This is a genomic window from Stenotrophomonas sp. 93052_Sma (assembly GCF_056481145.1).
In genome coordinates this window covers 455,312-480,230 of record NZ_CM151134.1, presented here as the reverse complement: position 1 = coordinate 480,230, position 24,919 = coordinate 455,312, and the positions used below count along the sequence as shown (strand labels likewise).

Below are 24,919 nucleotides of genomic sequence, written 5' to 3'. Positions count from 1 at the left end.
CCAGGAAGCGGCTGGTCTCGAAGGCCTCAAACATGGGGAACCACCGAAGCAAAGCCGAGGGTGCAGGTAGCGACACCATCGGCGTCGGTGGCGTGTCGAATCTCGACCTGGTCGCTGGCGAGCGTGGCCAGGCTCATGATCTGGACGGCCCGAACCCGCGACGCCGAAACGCTGATGTCCAAGGGCGCATCCAGGGTGATCACCTCGACGTCGTTGGAGGCCACCGAGCCAGTAATGCGCCGATGAATGGCGGTGCCGTCCAACAGCTCGATGCGCAGGTCTCGACGCCCAGGCGCCTGCGCACCGAACAGCGCATAGCCCGCCCATTCGATGGGGATCTCGATGGCGCCCACGGCCAGATCGGCGGTGATGCGCAGATCACTGGTGTAGGACGGCAGCCATATAGGCGTGGACCGGCCGCACAGGGTGTACGCCAGAGAGCGCAGCCAGCTGTGCTCTTCACGCCCGAACAGCTTCCATTGTGTGCTTTGCGATCGGAAGGCGAAGTCTGCAAGGGGCACGGTAAGCGGTGCAGCGCTGTCGTTGTCCAATACCTCTCGCAGGCGGGCATAGCTGGCCTTCGGTTGATCAGTCCAGTCTGCCCAACGGTTCAGGACCGGCGTGCCCAGGTAGAGCGGCAGGTCGACCAGGTTGGGCCATTGACAGACGTCAAGCACATCGAATGTCAGTGACCGGGCGCCGGCATTGTCATGCCATAGCGCCTCTTCAGCGCTGTCCTGCAGCTGAGCCACTCGCAGGGGATACAGCACGGTTCCAGCTGGCCATGTGCCAACAGTGGCGGCGGCAAGGGACAGCCCTTCACCTTCCACCGAGGACACCGTCACCACTTCCCAGCGGTTGACCGCTGCCCACAGCAGGGCCTTTCCGCCAGCGAAGAAATCAAACCCATTGGTTCGGCAGGCAATCTCGACCGATCCTACGGGCAATCTCGCGGGAATGAGCTGCGCATCCGGCCAGATGGGGACGAGCCAACGACCACCGTGGCCAGCGAGCAGCATGTCGACGACCCGGCGCTGCTGGCCCTCACACTTCACAGAGAACTCAAAGGACCGACGCGGATCAGAGCGATACGAACAATGCTGGGAGACACCAGATGCCGATGCCTGCATGTAGTTGGTGGCCCACGACAGCGTCTCGGTAATGGTGTCCGACCAGTCAGCAGGAACTGGAAACACGCGGGGGCCGGTAGCGGAGAAAGACATCGTTACCACTCCGACTGGATCGCAGCGCCATTCCGGCTGGCCGTCATTACTACCGCTTGCTCAAACGCTGGATGCGAGGCCAACTTCTGGACCAGCTCATCCTGATCCTGCAGAAGGTAGACACGCATGTTCTTCGGAGTCGGAGTCCCGGCCGGTGCCACCGAGCTGAAGACCGGCTCCCGCTGCAGCGAGGGCATCTGGCTGACTAGGCCACCGTCGGCAAAGGCATAAGCACCCCAGCGCCGGACGGCATCCATGCCGATGGCGTTGAACGCGTGCAGGAATGCCAGTGCACCCGGCTGCCGGACCACCTTGGCCCGGGCTACGAATTCACCATTGGAGAGCCAGGCAGGAATGCTGTCACTGGTACCTGTACCTGCACCCCAAACGGGACCACCCTGCGCTCTACCGACGGGAGTAGGCGTACCCACGCTGACGGTGCCGGTGTTGCTGGCCGCACCAGCAATACTACCGACCATGCTGACAACGGCTTTGGCATTGTTGGCAGCAGCCAGTGCGAGGGCGGCTTGCTTGAGCTGAACAGCAGCAGCCACCAGAGCACTCGCGCCGGTGACCAGGCCATTGCCCGCACCTGCCAGCGCCGAAGCGCTGCCGGTGACCGCTGTGGCGCCAGCGGTGACGACACTACCAGCCGAGGACAAGGCGACTGCCGAAGCTTGCGTTGCGGCCGCACCTACAGCCTGCGTACCGACGTCAGCGCTCTTGTCGAACAGCTTGCCAGTCAGGGTGGACGCCAGCTTGGCCGACAGCTCATCGGCCACATACCCAGCCAGGCCACTGGCAATGGATTGGAAGAAGCTGCGCACGATCTCGCCCAAGGTGGCATTGCCATTGGCCAGCGACATGAGGGCATCACGGAATGCGCTCTGGAACGTGGTGCGCACGTTCTGCTGCAGCAGGTTGGTGGTGGCGGCCATCTCCTTGAGCTTGACGGCCATCTGCTCAGCTGCCTGCAGCGCTTCGGGGTTCTTCAATGCCTCGGCGGTGGCGCGCATGCGATCGGGAAGATCGCCCAGGGCGGTCAGCTGCTGCCGGGACAGTTCTACCAGCTTCTGGCGCGCCTGCGCTTCGGTGATCAGCCCGGCCTGCAGCTCGATCTGGATGCGCTGCTGAGCCAAGCCCATTTCACCCATCGCGCGGTTGTAGGTCTCCTGCATTTTCTGCAGTTCGGCTGTGAGGCGGACCAGCTCCTTGGCACGGTCGACCTCGGCCACACCGGACTGGTTGCCAGCCTCGACCATCTGCCGGCGTGTGACCTCGAGCTCGCGCAAGCTCTTGGCCTGCTGTGCATCGGGACCGCGCCCTTCAAGGTTGGCAATCTGATCCCGCACCTCCAGCAGCTTCCGATTGGATTCAACCAGAGCGTTCGCAGCATCAAGCTTCTTCGCGCTATCCAGCAGCTCCTGCTTAGTCTTCGACGACGCATTCTGGAAGTTGCCCTCATCGATGGCGGCCTGGACGCGGGACACCTCCGTGGCCTTCTTGCGTGTCTCATCGAGCGTGCCGACCAGCTCGATCTGTTGCTTCAAGCGCTCCAGTTCGCGCTGCGCGGCTGCCTCATCCTTCTGGGCTTCTGACTTGGGACCCTTGGGCTTCTTGGGTAGGCTTTCGGCATAACGTGCTCGAGCCTCCGCCTCCAAGGCCTTGACCGCCTTATCGTCCATGCGGCCGGCTTTACCCAGTGCCCGGATCTTGGCGATTTCCTCTTCAAGCTTCTTCTCCTTGCTCAGATTGCTTAAGCGAAGGCGCTCGAACTCTTCCCTCGCCTTTTCTTCCTCCGGCGTCAGGGGGGCATAGATGCCAGCCATCTGCACCTTCACAGGCGCATTGGTTCCAGAGGCCGCCCGGATGCGCGCAGCCATCTTGCCGGTCAGGTCAGCAAAGGAAGGGAGCCCGAAGTTCTTGGCCAGCGTGCTGCCGACCACACCCATCCCCAACAGATCGGACAGCCGCGGCAGCCTGGCCAGCACACCCCATTCGCCAGCCAGCTGGACCACCGCGTTGGTGAAGTCGCCCAGCGCGCCCCAGGCGCCGCTGACGTCCTTCTTGACATCCCGCCAACCGCGCGCGAGCGCCGGCATCGTCTCATCGCTCTGATCTGCGACCTCATCGAGGCGATCGGAATAGATCTTGATCGCCTCCGCCACTGCCTCCTGCTGGTTGCCCTCTTTGACCAGGGCGCGCACACGCGCGAGCTGGGCTTCTGTCAGGAAGTTCTCCGACTCGGTGAGCGTAAGTAGCCCCTCGACCGGATCCTTCCTCAGAGAGAGGAACTTGGCGACGGTGGTATCGATGGCCTGGCCGGCGGAGGCCTGCATCTTCGCAGCGCTGCGGGCGACGAGCTCGAACTGCTCACCGGTGAAACGACCGGTTTGAGCCACCTTCGTCAGCGCCTCAGCAGCGTTGCCTCGGGAAACCCCTTGAAGACCGGTGAGCTGATCGCGCCGGGCCTGCAGGTTGGCAGTGCTGGTGGCGGCATAGTTGTTGGTGACGATCAACGCCCGCTGGAAAGCCATCTCTTCGTCGGCCGCCCGTTTCCAGGCCAGTACCAGGCCGCCCACTGCCGCGGCCAGTCCGCCGACCACGGCGATGGTGGGGGTAATAGCGCCAACCAGCGCACGCGCGGCCGGCACCACGCCACCAAAGGAATCCTTCAGCTGGCCGCCCTGCTGGACGGCCACCATCCAGATCGGCATGCCGCTGACGATGCTGGTGGTGATATCGGTGATCTGCGCCGGCAGCTGGCGCATGGCCATCTGGTACTGCCCGGCGGAGATAGCGCCCGGCCCGCGGCCGCGATTGTTGATCTCGGCCAGGTTGACGGCGTTGCGCTGGATGTTGATCCCCGCAAGGGCGCGGTTGTACTGCTCGCGGCTGATGCGACCGGCATCCACCGCGCCCTTGAGTTCGCGCTCGTCGCGCTCGAGTTTCTGCAGCTTGGCCGACGCACCGTCGTACCGGCCCATGACGCGTTCCAAGGAGCGTTGACGCTGCTGCTCAGTGCGGCTCAGCGATGCTTCCTGCTTGTCCAGCGTCTTCAGTGCGCTGTTGTAGTCCTCGGTGGTGATCAGCCCGCGGGCCATGACCCGATCAAGCAGAGCCTCGGTGTCAGCCAGCTCGGACATGCTGGCTGCGCCCTGCTGCAGACGAGCATCGAGCTCGGAGATCGAGCGGATCTCATCGGCCACCGTCTTCTGCATGGATGTGCCGGCCGTGCGCACCCGGTCCGCGGCTGAAGCGCTACTGCGGCTGGCCTGGTCCAGCGCGCCGGCCGCCTTGTCGGCACCCTTGGTGACACCCTCCAGACCTGCGCCAGCGGCGGTGCCAGCATCCTTGATCGAGGCCAGCCCCCGCTGCAGCACCGGCAGGCTCTTTTGCGCCTGCTCGATATCCAGGGCGATGCGCATCGCCAGTTCAAGGTTGCGGGTGGCAGCCATTGTTACTTCAGTTCCTTCAGCAAGGTGGTCGCCGGATCACCCCCGGCATAGGCAGCGTTGGTGTCGGTAATGCGCTCCCGCCGTGCTCGCCGTTGTTGGGCTTGGACATGCTCCCAAGCGAGCAGGATCTGGCGCTGCGTCATCCGGCCGATGTCGGCAAAGCAGCGCCCGTAGCCGGCACAGATCAGGTCGGTGAAGACGCGTCCGTAGCCGACTGGTTCACCCTTTTGCCGACGGCGTTGCGCAGCAGCCGGCGCAGCAAAAAATTTCCGTTGGCCTGCCACCACAACAGCAGCATTTGCTCGCCATCGGTTTCATTGAGCGTTTCCAGCCAGGCTTCCTGCGCCCGCACTTCGGCGGCGGTATCCGTACCCTCGCCCGGCGGAGGGGCGATAGCACAGGCCAGCAGGTGGCGGAACACATCCGGATGCGAGAGCAGTACATCGGTCACCTCCAGCATCGAAGGCGGATCGCGCCCCTCAAACAGCGGCTGCAGGTCGGCCAGCAGCGGAGCCGCTGCCGGCAGGATCCGCGCCCCTTCGAAGAAGCCGTACTCGCGCACGATCACCGTCTTGCCGTCGACCTGGCCCTGCTGCTGCGCAGCCAGGATGTCCAGTTCGCCGGCGACTGCCTCCGAATCCAGCGAGCCGGGTTCGGACGGCGGTTGGTCCTGATTGCCGATTCGCGTGGCCATCAGACGGCATCCACCAGCAATGCACGAGCGTACAGGCCAAAGCGCGGATCGGCCTGGCGCACCGGGTCGATCTTCGCTTCGCCGGTGAGCGCAATCTCACCGAAGGTGTCGTTGATCAGCGACAGCGTCTCCGAGGCCGGGAAGGTGACGCGGTGCACCTCGCCGCGGAAGCGCATGGTGGTGCCATCAACACTGTTGACGCCGTCGAAGAGCACGTAGTACTCGGACTTGGTGCTTTCGAAGACCTTCACCAGGCTGTGCGCAGCGTACTCGTAGGTCTTGGCCACCACTGCCGTCTTGTCGGTGAGGAAGGTGACGATGCCGGTGGTCAGGTTGACGGTGTAGTCGGTGTCCAGCACCAACGGCGCGGCTGGGGTGCCGCCCTCCAGAACCAGTGCACTGATCGCCGCATACTCCAGCGCGACCACATCGCCCGGCTTGACCGTACCAATGGCCTCGTTGGCTGCTGAGCCGGCAGCCAGCTCCATGCGGGTGCCGTCCGTGGCCAGCGCCAGGTGATCGGTGTTGAGCTGGCCCAGGGTCAGATTGACGCCGAGGTTGCGCTCGGTGGTCATGGTAGCGCCGACACCGCGCACACCGGACCAGCTTTCCTTCTTGGTTTCACGAGTGCTGGACATGGTCAGCTCGAGGACGCTGGCGTCATACGCCCAACGCGCCGGTGCGCGGCTGCCGTCGGCATTGCGCAGGCCCAGGTACACACGACCCTGCAGGGAGAAATACTCGGTATCGGACATGGCTTACTTCGCCTCCTGGGCGATGGCAGGAGTCGCCTGGCCGTTGGCCTTGCGCGACGGATTGGGGGAAGAGTCGGCGTCGGGAGCGTCGATGAAGCCGCGCTCAACCGCCCAGGGCACCAGGTCGGCAGGAAGCTCCACCGTTTCGCCTTCCGCAATGGGCTTGCTCGCAAGCGTCAGGCCCGCCTTCTTGATCGTGTGCTTCTGAGTGGTCTGGGTAGTCATCGCGGAATCTCGGGTTGAAGAACGGCTTGGGTCTTCCATACGTCGACCCACAGGGCGGTGGCAGCGTCGTAGTCCTCGAGGTTGCCCTCGATGAGCTGGCAGGCACGGCCACCAGGAATGGGCGGTGTCCAGCCCAGCAGCGGCTGACGAACCTTGCCCAGCAGCAGGCGCAGCTCATCGATCACCTGCGCCCCACGCTGCTCGCGGTAGTTGCGGCAGACGGTCACCACCGCGAAGTTCACTTCGACCAACTGCGCCAGGCGCGACTGCTGGCCGGGGATCGAAACGCCGGTTTTGGTCTCCAGCGGCATCTCCCGGGCCAGCAGCACGTAGCAGCACGGCGCGGGGAAGTCGCGCAGCGCTGTAACGGCGGCGTAGTCGGCGCTGCCCTGCACCTGGCGCAGCTCCTTCTCGCTGACGCCCTGTCGGATGCGATCGCGCACCAGGCCAGTGTCGAAGGGCTGGGTGCTCACCGGCCGTAGTCCTGCAGGGTTCGATGGCTGAACTCTCGCGGTGGTGCACAGACCTCCGGTGCACCGCCGCTGGGCGCAGGCAGCGGGTCATCGGCGCCGAGGCTGAACTTGCCATCGCGCACCAGCTCCAGAAAGCGCAGCGCTTCCTTGTAGTCGCGCACCACCGGATCGGTGCGTTCCTCGGTGTTGACCCGGTCCTTGTGCAGCAGGTAGCGCGCAATCCATCGGGCCCAGGTGGACACGATCCCCGGTACCGGCGCTGGCAGCGGTACCGGATAGGGCTTGGGCTTGCGCATGACCAGGTAGCCGTTGATCACGCCATCGGCATCGTCCAGGGCGCTCTGCACGTGCGCGGCCGCCTCATCGGCGATCGCCACGTCGGCCGGGTCGAATGCGCTGCGATCGCTGCCGAGCAGCGTGGCATCCATCAGCGCATCGTCCACAACCGGATAGCGCTCCGGCGTGGCCACCTGCGCCAGCTCCTGGGCGAGCTTGGCCGCCGACAGCAGTGCGAGCGTGCAGTAGGACATGACGGCCGGTTACTCCAGCTCTTCCGGGGTGGCCGGTTCGTCACCGAGGACGCCAGCATCCTGGTAGGCCTGCGCCTCTTCCCACGTCATCTCGATCCACGCCGGCGGCTTGACGACGACGTCGTTGTGCTTGAACGGGCTGAGCACTTCGAAGCAGGCAGACAGCCAGAGACCGTTGGACAACGCGGGATCCGTCGAATGGTCGCCCGTTGCAACAGCATCGAAAGAGGTAGAGGCGTCACCCGAAGGCGTACCCGCCTCGGCGCCGGCATCCTGGTCCGCTACAGACTGATCGCCCGGCGGTTGGTCGACGGCAGCGCCATCGACCTCCGAGGCGACCGTCTCGGCGGGCTGAAGTTCGCCGCGGCCTTCCTCCGGAACCCAGCCGCCCTGCGCCGGCGACGCGTCGGCAGCCTTCTCTTCCGTGACGGCCGGCACATCGGCCGGCTTGCCGTCCTGGACGGGCTTGGGTGCGCTGGGCGGCGCAGTGCGGGGCTTGGCCATGACGAGATCTCCGAATAGGTGTGGTGCCGTGCTCTCCGGCTGTCACGCATGGTTTTGCTGTGCTTCGCACGGCCAGGTCCCGCGTTCGCCTGGTGCTGCCGCTCGCTGGGTTGTACGGGTAAAGCGGCAACTACGCCGACTATCCTTCGCCGGCTCCCTTCATCACGCTGCGGGCGCGCCTGCGTTCTGGATCAGGTAGCCCGCGACCATGCCGCTGAGCACCGGAGTGCGGTTGTTGTTGACCGGGTGAATCCAGGACTGGCGGTTCTCTTCGCGATAGGCCTGACGCACATTCGGCTCGCCCGCCATGCTGTAGGTGTAGCCATAGCTCGGTCGCGCGCGGTTGCGGCGGTTGCCGCCGCTCGGCGGGGCCACGAACGCTAGGATCACGTCCTGACCCCACACATCGCCCAGGTCATCATCCTGGCCGGTAGCCACCACCGCCTCACCAATGTAGATGTTCGGGATTTCCCACATCGACGCCAGGATTTGGGTGGTCAGTGCATTGAAGCCGCGATGCTTGAGGTAGTCCTGAATCTTCGGATTGGCCTTGGCTGCTTCGAATGCCGCCGCCGACAGGATCGCCGTGTTCGGCCGCATACCGATGCTGGAACGAATGGCCTCCTTGCCGACGCCAATATCAGCAGTCGGATCACCAGAGGCGCCGCGCCAACGATTGACGCCCACCAGAGCGACCTTGTGTTCGTTGTCGTAGTTGGCCGCATTGCGCGCTACGTCAGCGCACTCACACTCGTGTTCCAGCTCCATGATGTCCAGGACGATATCCACCGCGTCCTGCGAAGCGTCCAAGCCTGGGCCGTTGGCCGCCTCATTGGCGGTTTCATCCGGAACCACCGCCTCCAGTGCTGCAGGGATGATGGCGTAAGGCTTGCCCTGGTAGCCGAACTGGACGCGCTTGGTTGCTTCGCCCGGCGCGCTTGGTGTTGTAGCGACGGAAGCCTTCCTTTCCGAACGTCAGGATCTGACCACCAAAGGTGGCCACATCGACGCGCGGGAAGAGGTACTGGCCAACGTTGCCGGGGCGGACGTAGCCGAGTGCATGGGTGGTCAGGATCGGATCGATGATGCGAGCCTGACGGAGAGTCTGCTGGGACATGGAAGGTCTCTCTGCGAGATGGTGAGAACGATGAGCGGCGGCAGTTGTGGCTGAGATCAGCCGGTGGTCGCTGGCGCGTTGGGGATCAGGAGCACTTCGACGCGGTCACCATCTGCCGCGGCAGGCTGCAGAGCCTGAGCAACGACAACGCCGGTAGTGCGAGCAATGAGTTTTCCAGTAGATCCCACCTGCAGGTAGGCACCGTCGTCAAACGCTCCGCCAGCAGTGGCGATGCTGGTGCCCACCACATCAACGGGCACCCGGTCGCCCACCAGTCCACTGGTGTTGGTCACACCGAAGGCGTTGCCGCCGGCGGTGGCGTACTGTCCGTCACGACCGACGACGCGCTCGGCTTCCAAGGCGACTGCTGCGATGACAGCCAGGGTGAGCAGCGAGATTTTCTGAGTCATGGTTCTGCGCTCCAGCGCGAGGAATGAGTTGAGAAGCTGCGTTTGGATACAGGTCAGGAGACCGCTTTGACTGCCGTGAGGTAGTCCACCCCCGCGTGGGTACGCTGGTAGTCCAGCGCCTTGTTGTGCAGCGCAAGCCGTTCCGGGTCGACCTGGGTGCCAGCCGGTGCAGCGAAGTTGGCCGCGCCTGGCCCCACACCTTCACCACCAGACTTCTCACTGAAGTCCACGGCCTTGGGCAGGCTGGTCAGCAGCTCGCGCAGCACCGATTCGGCCGGCTTGGACACCGTCGTTTCACCCTCGGCGAAGTTCAGCGGATCCTTGCCATTGGGCTGAGCCAACAGCAGTTCCACCACGGCCGGCTGCTGGCGCGGCAGCAGCTTGCCTTCCTTCACCAGGCCTTCGGCGAACGCCACTGCGTCTTCGCGTCGCGCGGCCTGTTCACGGGCGGCGAGGGCCTTCTCGCGAGCGTCCAGGGTGGAAGCCTGCTGGTCGAGCTGCTGCTGGCGCTGTGCGTGCTCGACGTTGTTCTGCTGGGACATGGGGTCGATCTCCGATTTGACCTGTTCACGAGTGGGAGGCGGTGCCTGGACGGGCGCAGGTCCATCGAGGGCGCTGCGCGGGAACTGGGTGAGCAATGGCGATGCGAAGAGGGCCGACGTGCGCGAGTTTTCGTCATCGCGTGTGCTGCTCTCGATGCCGCGGATCTGCCAGTCCGGAATGACCTGGTCAGCCGTCTCCAGGCCCTGGGTATCGATCAGCCAGTCGCGGAAGCGGCGGAACAGATCCGTCAGCGTCCAGCCCAGCGGGGCCAGCGACATGGCAAAGCACGCAGCGTCATCGCCTTCGGCGAAGGAGGCCGACTTGAGCCCCTTTACTGCCGGCGGCTGCGCGCCCAGGAAGCCGATGTGGCGCAGGTAGTACTTGCCCGGCGTCGGGTTCCCCGGCGAATCGGGCATGAAGATGGAGGCGCTGATCTTCTTGAAGCGGCCGTTGTTGACCAGCTCCGCGAAGGCAGGATCTACCTCGTGCGGTTCGGCCATCAGGAGGCCGTCCTTGGCCTGAAGCACTTTGCTCCAGCCATAGGCCGGGTCGTCGGTTTTGGGATGGCCCACCACAATGGGCGCTTCGTGCAGCGCCGGATCGTAGCTATCGGCGATCTGCTGCACATCCGCCTCGCTGAAGGTCAGCGTGCGGCCGTCTTCGGCAACGTGCGTGCCGGCTTTGAAGATCTGCAGGGTGGCGGCGGGCTGGTTCATGCCGCCAGTTTTCCCGCGCCAGAGGTCGCTGTCTTTGAAACTGGTTTCCAACTTTCGAGGGCGGCAGCGGACTGGCTCATGCCCTCCTTTTTCCCGCAGTACCGTCTCACGTCTTGGGACGGTGCATTGCAGAGAATTTCAACCGCAGATGCACGATGCGCGTGCGGTGATCGTCCTGCGTGGAAACAAGTGCCAGTATCGGCCGCACAGGTGTGTCAGACACCAAGCCGGTGTGGGTGACGCCCGAGTGTGGCGGCGCGCCTGTAGCGGCGCGCAGAGCGCCTCCCACGCGACGATCAATCGAAGGCGCCGCTCACGTGATCTTGAGCGATATCCAGCAGCTCTTTCTCATCCTCGCGACTGACGCCAAGCCAAGGGCGAGCAGCGATGGTGTTCGTGTAAGCAGGCATCGTGATCGAGCGCCTATAGCGCGTATTCTTGCGATTGGCTTTGACGAACCGGCTACCGCCTTTGCCAGTCTTCAAGTAGATCTTGGCCGGGCGCGCCGGGTGACGGATGGTGCCGCCGAACTGATGGATGGCGCCATAGGGCGCATTGGTACCAACCAAGACGGCCTCATTCCCATCCGTTTGCCACGATGCCATGTCGCCGAGCATGTGGAAATCAAACTTCAGAATCGGGACGCCGGGGCGCTTCTTCTGTTTCCAGCGTTTGTAGCTTGGCTCCAGTGCACGCCATCGCTGTCCGGTCGGATCACGCTCCTTCTTGGCTCGCTCGCGTGTCGACCTCAGCAGGTACTCGCCCCAGTCTCTCAGGATCAGTTGCCGTGCTTCGCCCTCCAGCTGGCGCAGCGCATCAGCCAGCGCAGGTGTTGCCGAATCCAGGGTGACTTCGAGCTGCGCCATCAGAGTGCTCCCTGCAGCAGCTGCAGCGTGCCATCGGCGACGCTGCGCTTGAGATCAGAAGGCATCAGCATCTGCAGCTGGGGCTGGATGGTGCTGACGCCCGTTTCCGAGATGGCCACGTCGACCACCATGAAGGCCGGGCGCCCCACCGCAAGGACATACCGCAGGTGGCCTGCGGCCACGTCCAATAGGATGGCCACCGCATCGAGCAGGCGGATAGGCAGCTCGGCTGCGGCGATGGCGACCGCGCCAGGCCGAGTGATGGGGAGCTGCTCAGCCAACACTGCAAAGGCCGCCGTCGCTGGTCGAACGGCAGCGCGCTGCAGCTGCGACACCAGACCGGGAGACAGTGCGCCGGCCAGGTAGCGAGCAGCGTGCGCGGCATCGGCGTCAATGCTGGCCAGCCAGCTTGCGTAGCCGGCCTGCAGGGCGTCCCTGGCACGCGGCCGCGCCAAGGCCTGGGCGGCACTGGCGGCAGCGGGCGCCGCTGGCAGCCGCGCGCCCGTCTCCAGTGCACTCTGCAGAGCGGAGGTCAGTTGGCCTGTCAGCGAGGGCGGTGTGACCGGACCACCACGGCCACTGGGCCAGTGGTCCGCCGTTGCTCCAGGCGCGTAGCCGAAGCCAGGATCGACGCCTGCCGGCGTCAGCACCGTGCGCGGTCCACCGGGACTGCGCTGCCCGACCGTCACCGACTGCATCACAACCTCAGGGGCCGTGTCGGGGCCGTCCTTGCCCAAGCGGCGCAGATCGCGTTCGTTGAGCGCATCGACGTAGCACTGGCAGCCCCAGCCGTTGGCCGGATAGTGATAGCGCCACCAGGGATCATCATGGCGTAGCACCATGCCATTCCAGGACACGTGCAGTGGCCGGGGGTGTTCGACGGCATCGTTGTGGTTGTAGCGCCAGAACGGCCGTACCTTGATCAGCTGCTGCAGCTGGGCCCAGCGCCCGGCGTTGTAGCTCTGACGCAGGTTGGTTTCGTAGATCACCCGCGAGCGCCAGTTCCGGCCGCCGTTGTAATCCCAGCCATGCGTGGCCACGATGCGGTCGAAGTCTTCGCGGAACTGCTCCAGCGTGCGGCCTTCGGCGATGACACGGTCGATGGACTGCCGGAAGTCGGCCAGCAGTGCGTCACGGTTGGCACCGGCCACCATGAAGCTGGTGTCGTGCTCGGCCTCCCATACGTCCAGGTAGCTCTCGGTGAGCACGTTCTTCTTGCGACGGAAGAACTCGATCTGCTCCTGGAATGGAACTTGGGCGTAAGCAACTCCGGCCATTGGTCAGTCTCCTACACCTTGGACGTCGCTGCGGCCGGCCAGGGTCGCGGCCGTCATCGCATCGGCCATCACCGAGGCGTAGTCGTCCAGGGTCATGTTCGGGTGCAGCTCAAACAGCCGGTCGCGCAGTTGCTCCAGCGAGTCGACCTCATCGACCAGCTGGCGGATCTGCTCGACCCATCCAGCACCAATGGGCGACAGCCGGCGATCGAGCTGCTGGCCCAGCTCGACAGCAGGATCGGGCGTCTTCGGGGTGCCGTCGGCAAAGGCGGCGGGATAGTGCCTGCGCAGCAAGCTGACCACCGCACCGCCGGCGTCGGCGAACTGGGCGCCATCGATCGCCGTCGGTACCGCAGGCGGATCCTGCGGCGCCTGGACAGGCTCGTAGTTGTCGCCGTAGGTCTGATCCATGTAGACCTGCTTGGGCCTGTAGCCCAGGTCAAGGATCTTCTTGTCACGGCTGGCGGTAGCGTCCAGATCCTCCGGCTCTTCCGTGACGCGATAGACCCGAGGAATGGCCGCGCCAGGGAAGTTCCATTCGGTGAGCCAGCGCGCTGGCCCCTTGTTGAAGGACTCGCACACCAGGTCGGCATCGGAGGTGATGATGTCGCGGCGCACCTCGCGCTGCAGCTGGTCGTTGCCCAACTTGCCTGGCGTGCCTTGGGTACTGGCGGTCTGGCCCAGCACCACCTTCTGGATGGTGGCATCCATGTAGTCCTGCAGGGCCTTGTAGTCGGCCGTGCCACTACGTCCGGCCTCCAGCAACGCCAGCTCCATTCCCTTGGGCATGATGATGCCGCTGTCGGTCTGGATCGCGCGGGTGGCTTGCAGCAGCTTGGCCTTCTCCGGATCGGTTGCGTTGGTGTCGTACTTGCCCACCGCAGTGGGCATGCCGAACTTTTCAAGGAAGATCAGCCAGAACTTGAGCCCGTTGCGCTTGAACAGCACCGGCCAGTACAGCCAGTGCGCCAGGCCCAGGCCATATGGCTCATCGTCGTGGTCGGCACCGGAGCAGAAGTTCCAGAAATAGGGCGCGTGCGCAGGCACGCCCTCGGTCATCTGGGTCTGGGTGAGTAGGCGCAGGTCACCTTCCTTGCCGTAACGGAAGCGCCGACGGTTACGAACCTTGATGTCCTTCAGGCCGATGCGGGTGCCGTCGACCTTGTACAGGATCTCCGCCACGCCATAGCCGTAGAACACGCCGAAGAGCATCTTGCGGGTGACGTTGTCCCAGCCGATGCCGTGCAGCTGCTCCTGCAGATACTCTGCCGCTTGGCGGTCGATACGCTTCTCGCCGCCGGGCTCCACCTGCCATTCGCAGGCCACCACCGAATCCTGGCGAGAGCCGAAGGTGGTCTTCACCTCCGGGTCGGACAGCACCTGTTCGTAGATCTGAAGGTCGTAGCCGCCGCGGTTGCGCAGGACACTGTCAAAGGGCAGCAGCAGTGGCCCGGTGTAACCACGGGTGATGTCGGTGCCATCGGCAGTGGTGGCAATCTCGCGGCCGATCTCTGGGCGGGCGGTCGTCATGCAAATCCTCCAAAATCATTTCCGCCGCTGACCGTGCCGAAGGCATCATCGGTCACGACGGTGGCCACGCCGTCGGCTCGGCCGTCGCCGATGTAGGCGCGCGCCGGCCGCCTGGAACTCGATGGGCACCGAGGTGACGTGGTTGAGTGCGGCAAACTGCATCAGCACGCCGGCGATCGCGCCGTCGCCGTGGCGCACCAGCTCCGGATCCTGTAGGTCCTTGCGCTCCAGACGCGGCACCATCGGGATGCCGTCGACGTACTCCACTGCGCGGTGGTCGTCTTCCAGGGACGCGTCCCTGGGCAGACTGAGGAAGCCGTCTTCGAACAGCGCGATGTACTTGGGCATCCATTCGCCGTACCAGGGGCGCGACAGGGTGACCTCGTGGATTGGGCCACCGATGTAGCGGCCCGTCTCGGCATCGAGCTCAGCCCGGCCGTAGCGGTCGCCGGTGTACTCCATCAAGGTCTGGCCGGGACCAGTGGCATCGCCGGCGAATGACCAGCGGCCAGGGAATCCTTCCTTCAGCGCGTCCAACAGCGCCCACAGGATCTGCTCCTGCTGTCGGGTGGGCGCGTTGGCCATCTCGATCAGGAACGGCACGTCGCGGCGCAGATCCTGCCCGACCTTGGCAGGCTTGATGACCGAAAAGTGACGGTGGCGCGCGAAGTCCATGCCGATCGCCCAGCGCCCGGTGAACCCGGCTACCGCAGCGCGCAGCACTGGCAGCAGCGTGGTGGCGATCCAGACCGAGCACCAGATCTCGCGCTCCTTCTCAGAGCGCTTGGGGAAGTCATCATCAAAGACCAGGCGCAGCACTGGCCGGGCCTCGGGCATGGCCCGATCGATCCAGACCGAGGGGATGGCAGAGCCATCGCCATCGCGCGGGATGACGTCCAGCTCCTCGCGCATGGCGGCCTTGCGCGGGCCGTAGGCCGAGCGGATCGCGGTGTACCACTCTTTCTTGCCCTCGGCGGTGGCCACCTTGCCACGCATGGCGCAGACCCGCTCGTACAGGCCATTGGACACCGCATCATCGAAGCTGATGCGGATCACACCGGCCTTCTTGCCGTAGCGACCGGCTTGGACGTCCTGGACAAGCTGGTTGAACGGGTTCTTCTTACCCCGATGGGTGGACCACACTCGGATGCGACCGCCCCAGATCAGCAGCGCGGTGGCCGATTCGAGCACCTTGGCCACGTCCTTGTGAAGCGCCGCTTCGTCGATGTTCACACGGCCCTGTAGGCCGTGGATGTTCTCCGGGCGCGAAGACAAGGCGGTGATCCGGAAACCGCTGGCGAACCGAACACGGAATGCCTGGATCTGGCGGCTTGTGCCGTCAAGCAGCTGATCGTGGAAGATGTGCTGCTCGATCCTGGTGGCTTGGCCACGCGCAATGATCGGCGCGAACTTGGCGACGTAGCCGATGTACTCCAGGCCTTTTTCCCTGGTATCGGCGATGTACCAAATGTTGTCGCCGCCGTCCTCTTTTGAAGTGGCAGCAGTGATGGTGTCGTCCAACGCCTGGGCGAAGGTGACACCGGTACGTCGCCCCTTTTCGCAGACCGCGATGTCGAGCAGCGCCTGCATCCGCAGCCACGCGGTTTGGTGGGCCATCAGAACACCGGCCGCCAACGGGTCGAAGTCGGCAGGGATCTCACGGACGCAGTCGGGCAGCTCGTCCCATTCGACGAGGCGCTCGGTATCCGGCAGAGGCCGCAAACTGTCGACCACGGTCAAACTCCCATCAGCACTTGCTCGCGCCAGAACCGCGCATCCTCAGCGGAGAGGCCACGCGCCTGCGCTGCGCTTTCCACTCGGGTGGCAGCATCCAAGAGCGCTTTCTGGCGGACCTCGCCCGCCCATTTCTCGCGAACGATGGAAGAGCGGGTCAGTTCGGCAATGGCCTTGGCCGCCTTGCTGTACAGCGCAATGCGATCGGCTGGGGAAATGCTCTCATCGTCCTGGTCGGCCGCTTCTTGGAACTGCAGCAGCGCTTCGAACAGGTCGGTCTGCAGCAGGCCCAGCAGTGCACTGCCGCGCTCGGCGGCATTATCCGGCGCCTGCTCGGCCACCAGTTTCATGGCTTCGGTGCTGGCGCTGATCGAAGCCAGGCGGCGCTTGAGCCGCTTGGCGCGTTCGTTGACGGTGGTCTTGCTGATCTCGTAGCCCTGCTCGCCCAGCCATTCGGACAGCGCGATGCTGCCGCCGAAGGCGTTGGCAACCAGACGCCGTTCCAGCTCTTCACGCACGTCGGCCGGCAGCAGGTCGATCTTGCTCACAGGAGGCATGGGGTCACCAGTACTTCGGCGGGCGCGCGATGCCCGGCCCGCAGTCGATGCTGTACTCGACAATGTCCACACCGTGGCGCGTCAGCTCAGCCGACCACGGCCCCGAAGGGGATTTGGTGATTTGGATCAAGCGGCGAGTGTCCAGGTAATCCAGCTCCCTGCGCACTTCCAAAGCGGTGGCATCCGGATACATGTCTTGGGCGGCGCCGGCCAGGACGGCTTCGCCGATCGGATACGGGCGAGAGCGATCCAGCACCAGCAGCATCAGCCAGCGCAGCTGCTCCCGGCGCAACTTGCCCAGATCCGGGCCCTGATTTCCGTGACTCACGGCGTGTTCCCCTTGCTTTGCATGTTCGTGATCTTCGAGGCCACTGCATCGAGCTTTGCCTCGATGACGCTCTGCCCGCGGGCATAGTCCTCGCGGCGGACGTATTCCTTCGCAACTTCCAGGCGGAAGTCGGTGAGGTGGTTCTCAACCTCGCGCCAGCGCTTGCTGTCGTTGATCAGGATGGCCAACTGCTGATCAGTGCGTTGCTGTAGTTGGTTCACCAGCCAGCGACCGCCGGCGATCAGGCCGCCGAGCAGGGTGATGCCGATGCCGGCGAACCACACCAGGTAGAGCGGCTGCACTTCAACGATCATGGGCTGGTCTCGGCGGAGAGGCGCTGTCCAGTGAGGGCGCTGATGGAGCGCTGACAGGCCAGGACGTGTTTGTCGGCGTCGCGCCCGACTCGAACAAAATCGCCCGCAACCTCTGCTCGTAGTTGGGCGCTCGCATCACGTTCGACGGCGCCAGAGACGGCTTCGGACAAGCGGGCGGTGTGGCAGGTGGCAAGGTCGTTGCGCAGCCTGAGATTGCCAGAATGCACGTCAGCCACAACAGCAGCTGGGATGGACGCGGACGCCTCCCGATCATGTTCATGTTCGTCTCCGATCTGGGCCATCACCGTGGCCTGGGTGTGCTCGGTGTCGCGAGCGCTGCGCTCGTCTTCCAGCTGCGATTGAAGGGTGGTCACGCGCTGCTGGGACGTGGCGTCGCGAGCCTGGGCATCCAGGGCATTGCCGCGGTAGAGAAAGGCCGCGGCAATGGCCACCAGCAGGAGCACCAGCAGCAGGGCGATCGTTACGATCAGTGCGCGAATCATCAGTACCGGCCCTCGCACATCGCGCGCTCAGCGGTGCGGCGGCGTTCAAGCCCTTTGTATGGCCGGCCGCCGGCGTTGGCCCAGTTGCTTAGCTGGGCACATGCAAGATCCCAGCGACCTTGGTTGGCGTAGACACGGATCCGCGGCTGCTGGCCGTTGCGCAGGGTGCACAGGCCGTCCTTCACCCCGGCGCCGCCAGGGCCCACGTTGAAGGCGAACGACGTCAGTGCGGCTGCCTGGTAGTCGGTCATCGGCACCTTGATGCAGCTTTGCACGGTGTTCCAGGCGACACCGAGGTCCGACTGGAGCAGGCGCTCGCACTCTGCGCGGGTGTAGGTGCGCTGTTCTACCTTGGCCGTATGGCCGTAGCAGACCGTCAGCTTGCCGACGACATCACGATAGGGCTGGGCCGAGTAGCCCTCGAAGGGCTGCACCAACCCGAGCAGCAACGCCAGCATGGTTGCCAGCATTCCGCCCGCGATGGGCAGTGCCTTGTTACCGGGTTGCTCTGCTGCCATGCGCCATCTCCAGGGAAAGATGGCCGACGGGCAGACGAGGATGCCCGCCGGCCAGGTGCGCCATGCGCACACCAAACCGATGGGCAGAGTTTCAGTCTTTGACTGATCGTCGTCTTTGAAACTGGTTTCGAGGAATCTCACGCGCCGCGCGTGGGACTGTGCAGATCCCTTCGCGACGTGCGTAGCTGCAGAAGACTATTCGCCCTTGGGCTTATGCGCTTCCCACCAACTGTTGACAGAGGCAGCGGGCGGTGTTTCCGGTTTGGAAGGTTGATAACCAGGATTTACAGCGGAAGGTGCGATCGCCGCAGGACCCGGGGCTTCTACCCTGGGAATTTCAACGTCTCCACATCGCTTGGCGGCAAAAGCCCCCTGAAGCTGAGCTCGCCTTTCCACTGACGTCCTCTTTGCTTCATTCCGTTCGATCACATTTCCGATCCCAAAGTCACCCAAAAAGCTGGCAATGGACATGCCGCTGAACTTTGCTTGCTGCTCGACCTGCCTATCAAAGGCATCCACCTTGGATAGTTCAATTCGGATCTGCTCACAAGAATAGTTCAACGTCTCGTAGCCAGTTAACGGCTGCAACCGGCCATAGCGTTTGGTGGCACAGCCGCTGACAGATATCACCAGCACTGCGCCAGCAATAGCGAGCACTTTCCACTTCATGTTTTCCCCCTGGTTGATTTGCTCTTACGCCACATCACTCTGACGAGCCGTGCTTTTTCGTTTTGAGTTCCGGTTTCGACTGGGCGAACGCAGCACTTGTTTTTTCAAGAGCCACCTTCGCGTCTTCAGGACTGTTCCGGTAGTTGTTCAGCAGCATCGCCTCGCGACTTGTCAACTGCACCCCTTCTCCTGATGCGCCCATGCCGGTGAGAAGCCAGAGCGGTTGAGTACCGAATAGCAGATTCAATTTAACGAGCAGTTCGACCTCTACTGGCCGCGTTCCCGCCTCGTACCGGATGAGCGTGGTTCGCCCGATGCCGAGCAGCTCAGCGAAGTCCTTCTGGCTTCTATCGCCCCGGATCAACCTAAGCCTTTCGCCGGTGTCGCGCCGGCTGTCGTTCTCTGAGTTTCCGTCAGTCATTTTGTTCCCGCTCGGGTATTGACAAGTGTTCCCGAACGGGAACATCATTACTTCCACTGGCAGCGCCTACAGCAGCCAACCAATGGAACAAGGATCAAAGGATACACGCGATGAGCGAACCCGCCCCCAGCCTGGATCTTCACCTCAAGGTCCGCACCGCCTTCGTTGGCAAGGGCACCAGTCTCCGCGGCTGGTGCATGGAGAACGGCGTCCCCCCGCAGAACGCCCGGGACGTCCTCATCGGGCGTTGGAACGGCCCGAAGGGTCAGGCCCTGCGGCGCCGGCTGCTGAAGGCCGCAGGCCTGAGCGCCTCAGCATGAGCACCGCCGGCCGCCCCCTGGACGAAGTCCCGACCCGCGAACTGGAGCTGTTGCTTGCCTCGGCCCGTGACCAGTACGCCACCGCTGTGAACAACTGGCAGTGCGCCGTCGAATCAGACGAGCCGCTGGCCAACACCCTGCCGCTGGCTGGTGCCGTCGACGCAGCCGACCGCCGCGCCGTCCGGATCCTGACGGAGCTGGCACGCCGTCAACAGGGTGCTGCGGCATGAGCGAGCAGAGCATCTTCACCCGCCTGCTGTTCACCCTGGCCGGGCACAGCCGCACCGGTCTGCGCCTGAAGCCGATCGCCGACGGCATCGGCGAATCCCCCAGCACCACGCTGCGCAACCTGCAGCGCCTGGCCGAAGACGGCCTGGTCGAACGCTCCCCCTTCGACCAGGAAAACTGGCGCCTGGCCCCCCGAATTGTCCAGATCGCCTTGGCCCATCAAGCCGAGGTGGCTCGTGAAGAGCGCCAGCTGGACGACTTCAAGAACCGCTACAGCCGTAGCCCCAACTGATGACGAGGATCGAAATGGCAGAGAAGCAACTCAACAAGCGCGGCGCCAAGCCGCTCGCCCAGGCCGAGCCAGTTGTCCAGGATCTGGACGCGGAAAAGCTGGCCGAGCGCAGCCAGGAGCTGGTTACCCTCGGTGAGCACCAGAGCGAGGTGGTGGATCAGTTCGGTGACGGCCTGCCGTGGCACCCGGACCACTACGAGAACGCCATTCGCGGCGAACTGCGCCGGGGCTGCGAAGCCTTCCTGCGCGCCGGCCGCTACCTGGTGGTTGCCCGCGAATGCGCAACGCATGGCGATTGGCAGGGAATGCTTGAACGCCTGAGCATCGAGCCCCGGCAAGCCCAGCGCATGATGGAGGCCGCTCGTCGCGTCTCCATGCTCCCAAATGCGTCGCATGCGACGCATTTGGTGGCTGCCACCAAGACCCAGAGTCGGCTGATCGAACTTCTTTCATTGCCGGAGGAGCAGTTCACCGAGCTCGCGGAACAAGGTGAGACCGGCGGGCTCTCTCTCGATGACGTCGAGACGATGTCCCGTGCCGAACTCCGCGCCGCCATCCGCGACGCCCGCGCCGACCTTGAGGCCAAGGATCAGCGCATCACCAAGTTGAGCGACGATCTCAACAAGGCGGAGGAGAAGACGGCAAAAGCGCAGAAGAAGTGGAAGAAGGCCACTCCGGACGAGCAGTCGCAGGAACTGCTGACCCAACTGGAGCTCGCAACCTCCCAGGTCCGTCTAGCCATCGCCACCGGCAGTGAAGAAGCCGGCTTCAGCGGGGCGGTGATCGCGCTCATGCAGCACGCCGAGCAGCACGACCTCAATGTTGATGAACAGGTGGCCGGGATCATCGCCAGCCTGATCAACGACCTGCGCCTTGTCCGCGACCACCAGGAGGTGGGCGTCACGGTGATTCATGACCGCCGCCTGGCCGACTGGAAGCGGGAGGGCTGACATGGCCCTCAGCGCCAGCTTGATCGAGCAGGCCGCCGCTGACCTGCTCTGCGCCGAGCACGGCCAGAAACGCGCCATTGCCGAGCGATACGCCGCCGAATGGGGCTGCAGCGTACAGACGCTGTACCGACAGGTCTCGAAGCTGACCTGTTCGCTGAAGCCGCGCAAGCGCCGCAGCGATCGGGGCAACTCCGACTGGACCCAGCAGGAACTGGAACTGATTTCCGCTGTGTTGCTGGAGTCGCGTCGCGGCACCGGCAAACGCCTGGCCAGCATCGGCGAGGCCATCGACATGCTGCGCGCCAATGGCATGGTGCGCGGCGAGACTGTGGATGCCGGTACCGGCGAGATCCGACTGCTGAGCGAGAGCTCGGCAGCCAAGGCCTTGCGCACCAACCGCTTGCACCCTGATCAGCTGTCGGCACCCGCACCGAAGGTACAGCTGGCCAGCGAACATCCCAACCAGGTGTGGCAGGCCGATCCCAGCCTGTGCGTGCTGTATTACCTCAAGCGCCAGGACGGCCTGCATGCGATGCCGGCAAGCGAGTTCTACAAGAACAAGCCCAAGAACCTGGCGCGCGTCGAGAACGAGCGCGTCTGGCGCTACGTGTTCACCGACCACACCAGCGGCGCCTTCTACGTGGAATACGTGCTGGGCGCCGAGAGCGGCGAGAACCTGTGCCGCACCTTCATCAACGCCATGCAGTACCGCGGTGCGGCTGATCCGTTCTGTGGCGCACCGACGATGGTGATGGTGGACCCGGGCAGCGCCAATACGGGTGCGATGTTCAAGAACCTGTGCGCGGCCCTGGGTATTCGCATCTGGATCAATCAGCCGGGCCAGCCGTGGGCAAAGGGCCAAGTCGAAAAGACCAACGACCTGATCGAACGCAAGTTCGAGCACCGCCTTCGCTTCGACAACGTGCAGAGCTTGGAGCAGCTCAACGCATCGGCGTGGCGTTGGATGCGCAACTTCAATACCACCGCTCAACACACCCGGCACAAGTCCTCGCGCTACCAGGCGTGGATGACGATCAAGCCCGATCAGCTGCGCCTGGTACCGGCGACCGAGGACTGCATGAAGCTGGCCACCCGCGCACCGGAACTGCGCAAGGTCAACCCGCTGCTGCGGATCAGCTTCCTGGGCAGAACCTACGACGTGTCGGGCGTGCCGGGCGTGATCGTGGGCCAGAAGCTCACGGTCGCCCGCAATGCCTTCGGTAGCGAGTTCGGTGCGCAGGCGCTGTTTACCGACGATGCTGGCCGCGACACCTGGTACACGATGGAGCCGCTGGAAGCAGACGCATACGGGTTCACCGGTGCGGTGGCGGTCGGCACATACCACGCGCACGCCGACACCCCGGCGGACACAAACCGCAAGCGGGTCGAGCGCCTGGCGATGGATGCCGAGACCGACGAGCAAGCCAAGGCGCAGCGCAAGGCCAAGGCAATGCCGTTCGGTGGCCGTATCGACCCCTACAAGTCGGTGCAGCAGGCGCCGGAGATCCAGCACCTACCGCGCCGGGGTCATCGCGTCGACGTCGCGGTCCCCGATGTGGTCGAGGCCCCTCGCTTCACGGTCGATTCGGTCACGCCCATCCGCGCCGAGCTGCCGCCGCTGAACCATGTGGAAGCGGCCATGCGTCTGAAGCCTCTGCTGGAGGCTGCGGGTTCGGCCTGGACGGCTGACCACTATGCCCGCACCGCCCAGCGCTGGCCTGAAGGTTTGCCGGTGGATCAGGTCGAATCCTGGGCACAGGCCTTGGCGACGCCTGAGCGTGGCGGCCTGCGCCTTGTGGAAGGAGGTGCTGCATGACGCTGCGTCTGAAGCGCCTGCTCACCGAGGCTGGCATCAAGCAGGGAGACCTGGCCAGTGCTGCAGGTCTGAGCCGTCCGGCCCTCAATGCCTTGATCAACCACGGCCAGTTGCCCACCAGCTGCGATCCGGCAGCGGTGCGCGCTGCCATCAGTTCCTGCCTGACCCAGCACGGCGTAACCGACGCCCACTGGCATGAAAAGGAGGGGCCGACGTGCGGGGTCACGCCAGCCCCGGTTTCCCCACCGCAAGACACCGATAACGACAACGACATTCACGACGAGGAAGATCCCATGCTACTGCGTTTTCAGGCTTTGACTCCACAGGCCAAGCGTCACTTCGGCCTCACCAGCAATCCTTTCGCCGATCCGGCCAGCGCCGAAGAGGTGTTCCTGTCGCCGGACATTCGCTATGTCCGCGAGAGCATGTACCAGGTAGCCCGCCACGGCGGCTTTGCTGCGGTGATCGGCGAGAGCGGTGCTGGCAAGAGCACGCTGCGCGAAGATCTGGTCGATCGCATCCAGCGCGAGGAACAGGCCGTCATCGTGATCCAACCCTACGTGCTGGCCAGCGAAGGCAGCGATGCCGTGGGCAAGACCCTGCGCAGCCACCATATCGCCGAGGCGATCATGGCCGCTGTCGCCCCGCTGGCCAAGCCGAAGAGCAGCCCCGAATCCCGCTTCCGCCAGCTGCACGAATCCCTGCGTGACAGTTCCCGCTCGGGCCACAGCCATGTGCTGGTGATCGAGGAGGCTCACAGCCTGCCGCTGCCAACCCTGAAGCACCTCAAGCGCTTCCGCGAGCTGAAGGACGGCCTGCGCCCGCTGCTGTCGGTGATCCTGATCGGCCAGCCCGAGCTGGGCGTGAAGCTCTCCGAACACAACCCGGAGGTGCGCGAAGTCGTGCAGCGCATCGAAATCATCACGCTTCCGCCACTGGATAACGAGCTGGGAGCGTACCTTTCGCACCGCTTCAAGCGTGCCCAGGTGCCTCTGGACAAGGTCGTGGAACAGGGGGCCATCGATGCCCTGCGCGCCAAGCTGGTCCCTTCGCGCGGCGCAGGGTCGCTGCTGTACCCGCTGGCCGTCCAGAACGCGCTGACCGCGGCGATGAACCGCGCCGCTGACCTGGGCGTGCCAACCGTCACCGCTGATGTCGTGCGGGGGGTGTGAGATGGCGATCCGAACTGAGGGCTGGCCGGTGGCAGAAGCGATGGTGAGGGCACCGCAGGGCGACCAGTGGCCGTTCGCTACCGAGGCCATCCTGATCCCCTTCGATGTTCAGGATAAGCCCGAGCCGATCAACCTGGACATCCTGCAGGTGGTGATCGTGCCCCGCGCCAGCTGGGAACGGATCATCGCCCATGTCCCAGCCGACGTGCTTCAGCGCGAAGGGGTGGCGAATGGCTGACCGCGCCGCCACCGACGGGCTGCCGTACCTGCGCAGCTTCGCGCATCAGCTGCTGCGCGAAGCGGAACTCCCCGATCGCCAGGTGACGGTGATGCACCGGGATCTGTTCCGCCGAGCGCACATCGACTGGCGGGACGGCCAGAACATGGCCTCGCTCCTGGACAGCCTCAACCTGCAGCAGCTGCGTGCGCTGGTCGACCAGCTGCGCGACGGCGACGACGACGAGGAGGAGTGATGGCCGTTCCGACGCTCAAACGCTGCCACGGGCAGGTGCGCAACCGGAAGAGCCACAGCGCCCACCCCAAGCGCCATCGGCCCGTAGGGATGGTGGCGAGCAAGCCGCCCTTCCTGGAGGACTCAGCGGTGGCCACGCTGTACATCCTGGACATGCAGACCGGCGGCGAGTACGGGATCGATCTTCTGCCCAGCTATGGCATTCAGGTCACGTCTTCCAGCACCAGCAAGCGCTGGTACCTGGATGCGGACGCAATCGTCGACCTGGCCGTCGCCGCCGGCATTGATCGGAGGGCCGACTGAC

At 64.5% G+C, this 24,919-nt stretch carries 32 protein-coding genes; 9 read left to right on the top strand and 23 right to left on the bottom strand.

The window, feature by feature from the left end; genetic code table 11:
• Positions 1–26 precede the first annotated feature (26 nt).
• The 23 genes from ACZK2V_RS02250 to ACZK2V_RS02140 all read right to left on the bottom strand — a co-directional run bounded on the left by ACZK2V_RS02250 (position 27) and on the right by ACZK2V_RS02140 (position 19,365).
• Positions 27–1,223: a hypothetical protein gene (locus ACZK2V_RS02250; protein WP_486322912.1), complete on the bottom strand. Its 1,197-nt coding sequence runs from the start codon at positions 1,221–1,223 to the stop codon at positions 27–29.
• 2 nt (positions 1,224–1,225) lie between these two features.
• Positions 1,226–4,681, bottom strand: a complete 3,456-nt coding sequence (locus ACZK2V_RS02245) for a phage tail length tape measure family protein (RefSeq protein ID WP_200997050.1) — start codon at positions 4,679–4,681, stop codon at positions 1,226–1,228.
• A 184-nt stretch (positions 4,682–4,865) separates the two neighbouring features.
• Positions 4,866–5,375: a DUF6631 family protein gene (locus ACZK2V_RS02240; RefSeq protein ID WP_164084048.1), complete on the bottom strand. Its 510-nt coding sequence runs from the start codon at positions 5,373–5,375 to the stop codon at positions 4,866–4,868.
• Complete coding sequence (locus tag ACZK2V_RS02235; RefSeq protein ID WP_164171599.1) at positions 5,375–6,130, bottom strand: phage tail tube protein; 756 nt, start codon at positions 6,128–6,130, stop codon at positions 5,375–5,377. Before ACZK2V_RS02235 ends, ACZK2V_RS02240 begins: the two co-directional genes overlap by 1 nt.
• A 3-nt stretch (positions 6,131–6,133) precedes the next feature.
• Positions 6,134–6,355 (bottom strand): hypothetical protein, encoded by a 222-nt coding sequence (locus ACZK2V_RS02230; protein WP_049403053.1) that lies wholly within the window; start codon positions 6,353–6,355, stop codon positions 6,134–6,136.
• Complete coding sequence (locus ACZK2V_RS02225) at positions 6,352–6,828, bottom strand: phage tail terminator protein (RefSeq protein ID WP_064968315.1); 477 nt, start codon at positions 6,826–6,828, stop codon at positions 6,352–6,354. The genes ACZK2V_RS02230 and ACZK2V_RS02225 overlap by 4 nt, the downstream gene beginning before the upstream one ends.
• Positions 6,825–7,358, bottom strand: coding sequence for a gp436 family protein (locus tag ACZK2V_RS02220; RefSeq protein ID WP_049449826.1), 534 nt, complete (start codon positions 7,356–7,358; stop codon positions 6,825–6,827). Before ACZK2V_RS02220 ends, ACZK2V_RS02225 begins: the two co-directional genes overlap by 4 nt.
• A 9-nt stretch (positions 7,359–7,367) precedes the next feature.
• A complete protein-coding gene (locus tag ACZK2V_RS02215) occupies positions 7,368–7,862 on the bottom strand; it encodes a hypothetical protein (RefSeq protein ID WP_057503376.1) in 495 nt (164 codons plus the stop codon).
• 162 nt (positions 7,863–8,024) lie between these two features.
• Positions 8,025–8,717, bottom strand: coding sequence for a hypothetical protein (locus ACZK2V_RS02210; protein WP_486322911.1), 693 nt, complete (start codon positions 8,715–8,717; stop codon positions 8,025–8,027).
• Positions 8,704–8,979: a hypothetical protein gene (locus tag ACZK2V_RS02205; RefSeq protein WP_486322910.1), complete on the bottom strand. Its 276-nt coding sequence runs from the start codon at positions 8,977–8,979 to the stop codon at positions 8,704–8,706. The genes ACZK2V_RS02210 and ACZK2V_RS02205 overlap by 14 nt, the downstream gene beginning before the upstream one ends.
• A gap of 56 nt (positions 8,980–9,035) precedes the next feature.
• Positions 9,036–9,389: a capsid cement protein gene (locus ACZK2V_RS02200; protein ID WP_057503378.1), complete on the bottom strand. Its 354-nt coding sequence runs from the start codon at positions 9,387–9,389 to the stop codon at positions 9,036–9,038.
• A 53-nt stretch (positions 9,390–9,442) separates the two neighbouring features.
• Positions 9,443–10,648 carry a hypothetical protein gene (locus tag ACZK2V_RS02195; RefSeq protein ID WP_064968337.1) on the bottom strand — a complete coding sequence of 402 codons (1,206 nt, stop codon included), beginning with the start codon at positions 10,646–10,648 and terminating at the stop codon, positions 9,443–9,445.
• 296 nt (positions 10,649–10,944) lie between these two features.
• Complete coding sequence (locus ACZK2V_RS02190) at positions 10,945–11,514, bottom strand: phage virion morphogenesis protein (protein WP_057503380.1); 570 nt, start codon at positions 11,512–11,514, stop codon at positions 10,945–10,947.
• Entirely contained in the window at positions 11,514–12,791 is a 1,278-nt protein-coding gene (locus tag ACZK2V_RS02185; protein WP_057503381.1) for a phage head morphogenesis protein, read from the bottom strand. The genes ACZK2V_RS02190 and ACZK2V_RS02185 overlap by 1 nt, the downstream gene beginning before the upstream one ends.
• 3 nt (positions 12,792–12,794) lie before the next feature.
• Entirely contained in the window at positions 12,795–14,321 is a 1,527-nt protein-coding gene (locus tag ACZK2V_RS02180) for a DUF935 domain-containing protein (RefSeq protein ID WP_057503382.1), read from the bottom strand.
• Positions 14,322–14,366: 45 nt separating this feature from the next.
• Positions 14,367–16,055, bottom strand: coding sequence for a hypothetical protein (locus tag ACZK2V_RS02175; protein ID WP_486322909.1), 1,689 nt, complete (start codon positions 16,053–16,055; stop codon positions 14,367–14,369).
• Positions 16,056–16,057: 2 nt separating this feature from the next.
• Entirely contained in the window at positions 16,058–16,612 is a 555-nt protein-coding gene (locus ACZK2V_RS02170) for a DUF3486 family protein (RefSeq protein ID WP_064968335.1), read from the bottom strand.
• Positions 16,613–16,616: 4 nt separating this feature from the next.
• The gene (locus ACZK2V_RS02165; RefSeq protein WP_231298635.1) at positions 16,617–16,940 is read right to left on the bottom strand and encodes a hypothetical protein; all 324 of its coding nucleotides are present in this window, start codon (positions 16,938–16,940) and stop codon (positions 16,617–16,619) included.
• Positions 16,937–17,254 (bottom strand): hypothetical protein, encoded by a 318-nt coding sequence (locus tag ACZK2V_RS02160; RefSeq protein ID WP_057503384.1) that lies wholly within the window; start codon positions 17,252–17,254, stop codon positions 16,937–16,939. The genes ACZK2V_RS02165 and ACZK2V_RS02160 overlap by 4 nt, the downstream gene beginning before the upstream one ends.
• Positions 17,251–17,757 carry a lysis system i-spanin subunit Rz gene (locus tag ACZK2V_RS02155; protein WP_057503421.1) on the bottom strand — a complete coding sequence of 169 codons (507 nt, stop codon included), beginning with the start codon at positions 17,755–17,757 and terminating at the stop codon, positions 17,251–17,253. The genes ACZK2V_RS02160 and ACZK2V_RS02155 overlap by 4 nt, the downstream gene beginning before the upstream one ends.
• Positions 17,757–18,416: a lysozyme gene (locus ACZK2V_RS02150; RefSeq protein WP_219629382.1), complete on the bottom strand. Its 660-nt coding sequence runs from the start codon at positions 18,414–18,416 to the stop codon at positions 17,757–17,759. Before ACZK2V_RS02150 ends, ACZK2V_RS02155 begins: the two co-directional genes overlap by 1 nt.
• Before the next feature lie 54 nt (positions 18,417–18,470).
• Positions 18,471–18,944 (bottom strand): hypothetical protein, encoded by a 474-nt coding sequence (locus ACZK2V_RS02145; RefSeq protein ID WP_231298636.1) that lies wholly within the window; start codon positions 18,942–18,944, stop codon positions 18,471–18,473.
• Positions 18,945–18,978: 34 nt separating this feature from the next.
• The gene (locus ACZK2V_RS02140) at positions 18,979–19,365 is read right to left on the bottom strand and encodes a helix-turn-helix domain-containing protein (protein ID WP_064968338.1); all 387 of its coding nucleotides are present in this window, start codon (positions 19,363–19,365) and stop codon (positions 18,979–18,981) included.
• A 110-nt stretch (positions 19,366–19,475) separates the two neighbouring features.
• On the opposite strand from ACZK2V_RS02140, the gene ACZK2V_RS02135 reads away from it, so the two are divergent.
• The 9 genes from ACZK2V_RS02135 to ACZK2V_RS02095 are packed head-to-tail and all read left to right on the top strand — an operon-like array spanning position 19,476 to position 24,918.
• Positions 19,476–19,685 (top strand): hypothetical protein, encoded by a 210-nt coding sequence (locus ACZK2V_RS02135; protein ID WP_024957605.1) that lies wholly within the window; start codon positions 19,476–19,478, stop codon positions 19,683–19,685.
• Entirely contained in the window at positions 19,682–19,915 is a 234-nt protein-coding gene (locus ACZK2V_RS02130; RefSeq protein ID WP_057503387.1) for a hypothetical protein, read from the top strand. The genes ACZK2V_RS02135 and ACZK2V_RS02130 overlap by 4 nt, the downstream gene beginning before the upstream one ends.
• Positions 19,912–20,205, top strand: coding sequence for a helix-turn-helix domain-containing protein (locus ACZK2V_RS02125; protein WP_057503388.1), 294 nt, complete (start codon positions 19,912–19,914; stop codon positions 20,203–20,205). Before ACZK2V_RS02130 ends, ACZK2V_RS02125 begins: the two co-directional genes overlap by 4 nt.
• Positions 20,205–21,155 carry a DUF3102 domain-containing protein gene (locus ACZK2V_RS02120; RefSeq protein ID WP_231298637.1) on the top strand — a complete coding sequence of 317 codons (951 nt, stop codon included), beginning with the start codon at positions 20,205–20,207 and terminating at the stop codon, positions 21,153–21,155. The genes ACZK2V_RS02125 and ACZK2V_RS02120 overlap by 1 nt, the downstream gene beginning before the upstream one ends.
• A 1-nt stretch (position 21,156) precedes the next feature.
• Entirely contained in the window at positions 21,157–22,971 is a 1,815-nt protein-coding gene (locus ACZK2V_RS02115; RefSeq protein ID WP_057503390.1) for a DDE-type integrase/transposase/recombinase, read from the top strand.
• A complete protein-coding gene (locus ACZK2V_RS02110) occupies positions 22,968–24,143 on the top strand; it encodes an AAA family ATPase (RefSeq protein ID WP_057503391.1) in 1,176 nt (391 codons plus the stop codon). The genes ACZK2V_RS02115 and ACZK2V_RS02110 overlap by 4 nt, the downstream gene beginning before the upstream one ends.
• Before the next feature lies 1 nt (position 24,144).
• Positions 24,145–24,381 carry a hypothetical protein gene (locus ACZK2V_RS02105; RefSeq protein WP_057503392.1) on the top strand — a complete coding sequence of 79 codons (237 nt, stop codon included), beginning with the start codon at positions 24,145–24,147 and terminating at the stop codon, positions 24,379–24,381.
• Positions 24,374–24,616: a hypothetical protein gene (locus ACZK2V_RS02100; RefSeq protein WP_057503393.1), complete on the top strand. Its 243-nt coding sequence runs from the start codon at positions 24,374–24,376 to the stop codon at positions 24,614–24,616. Before ACZK2V_RS02105 ends, ACZK2V_RS02100 begins: the two co-directional genes overlap by 8 nt.
• Positions 24,616–24,918, top strand: a complete 303-nt coding sequence (locus tag ACZK2V_RS02095; RefSeq protein WP_057503394.1) for a hypothetical protein — start codon at positions 24,616–24,618, stop codon at positions 24,916–24,918. Before ACZK2V_RS02100 ends, ACZK2V_RS02095 begins: the two co-directional genes overlap by 1 nt.
• The last annotated feature ends 1 nt before the right edge of the window (position 24,919 follow it).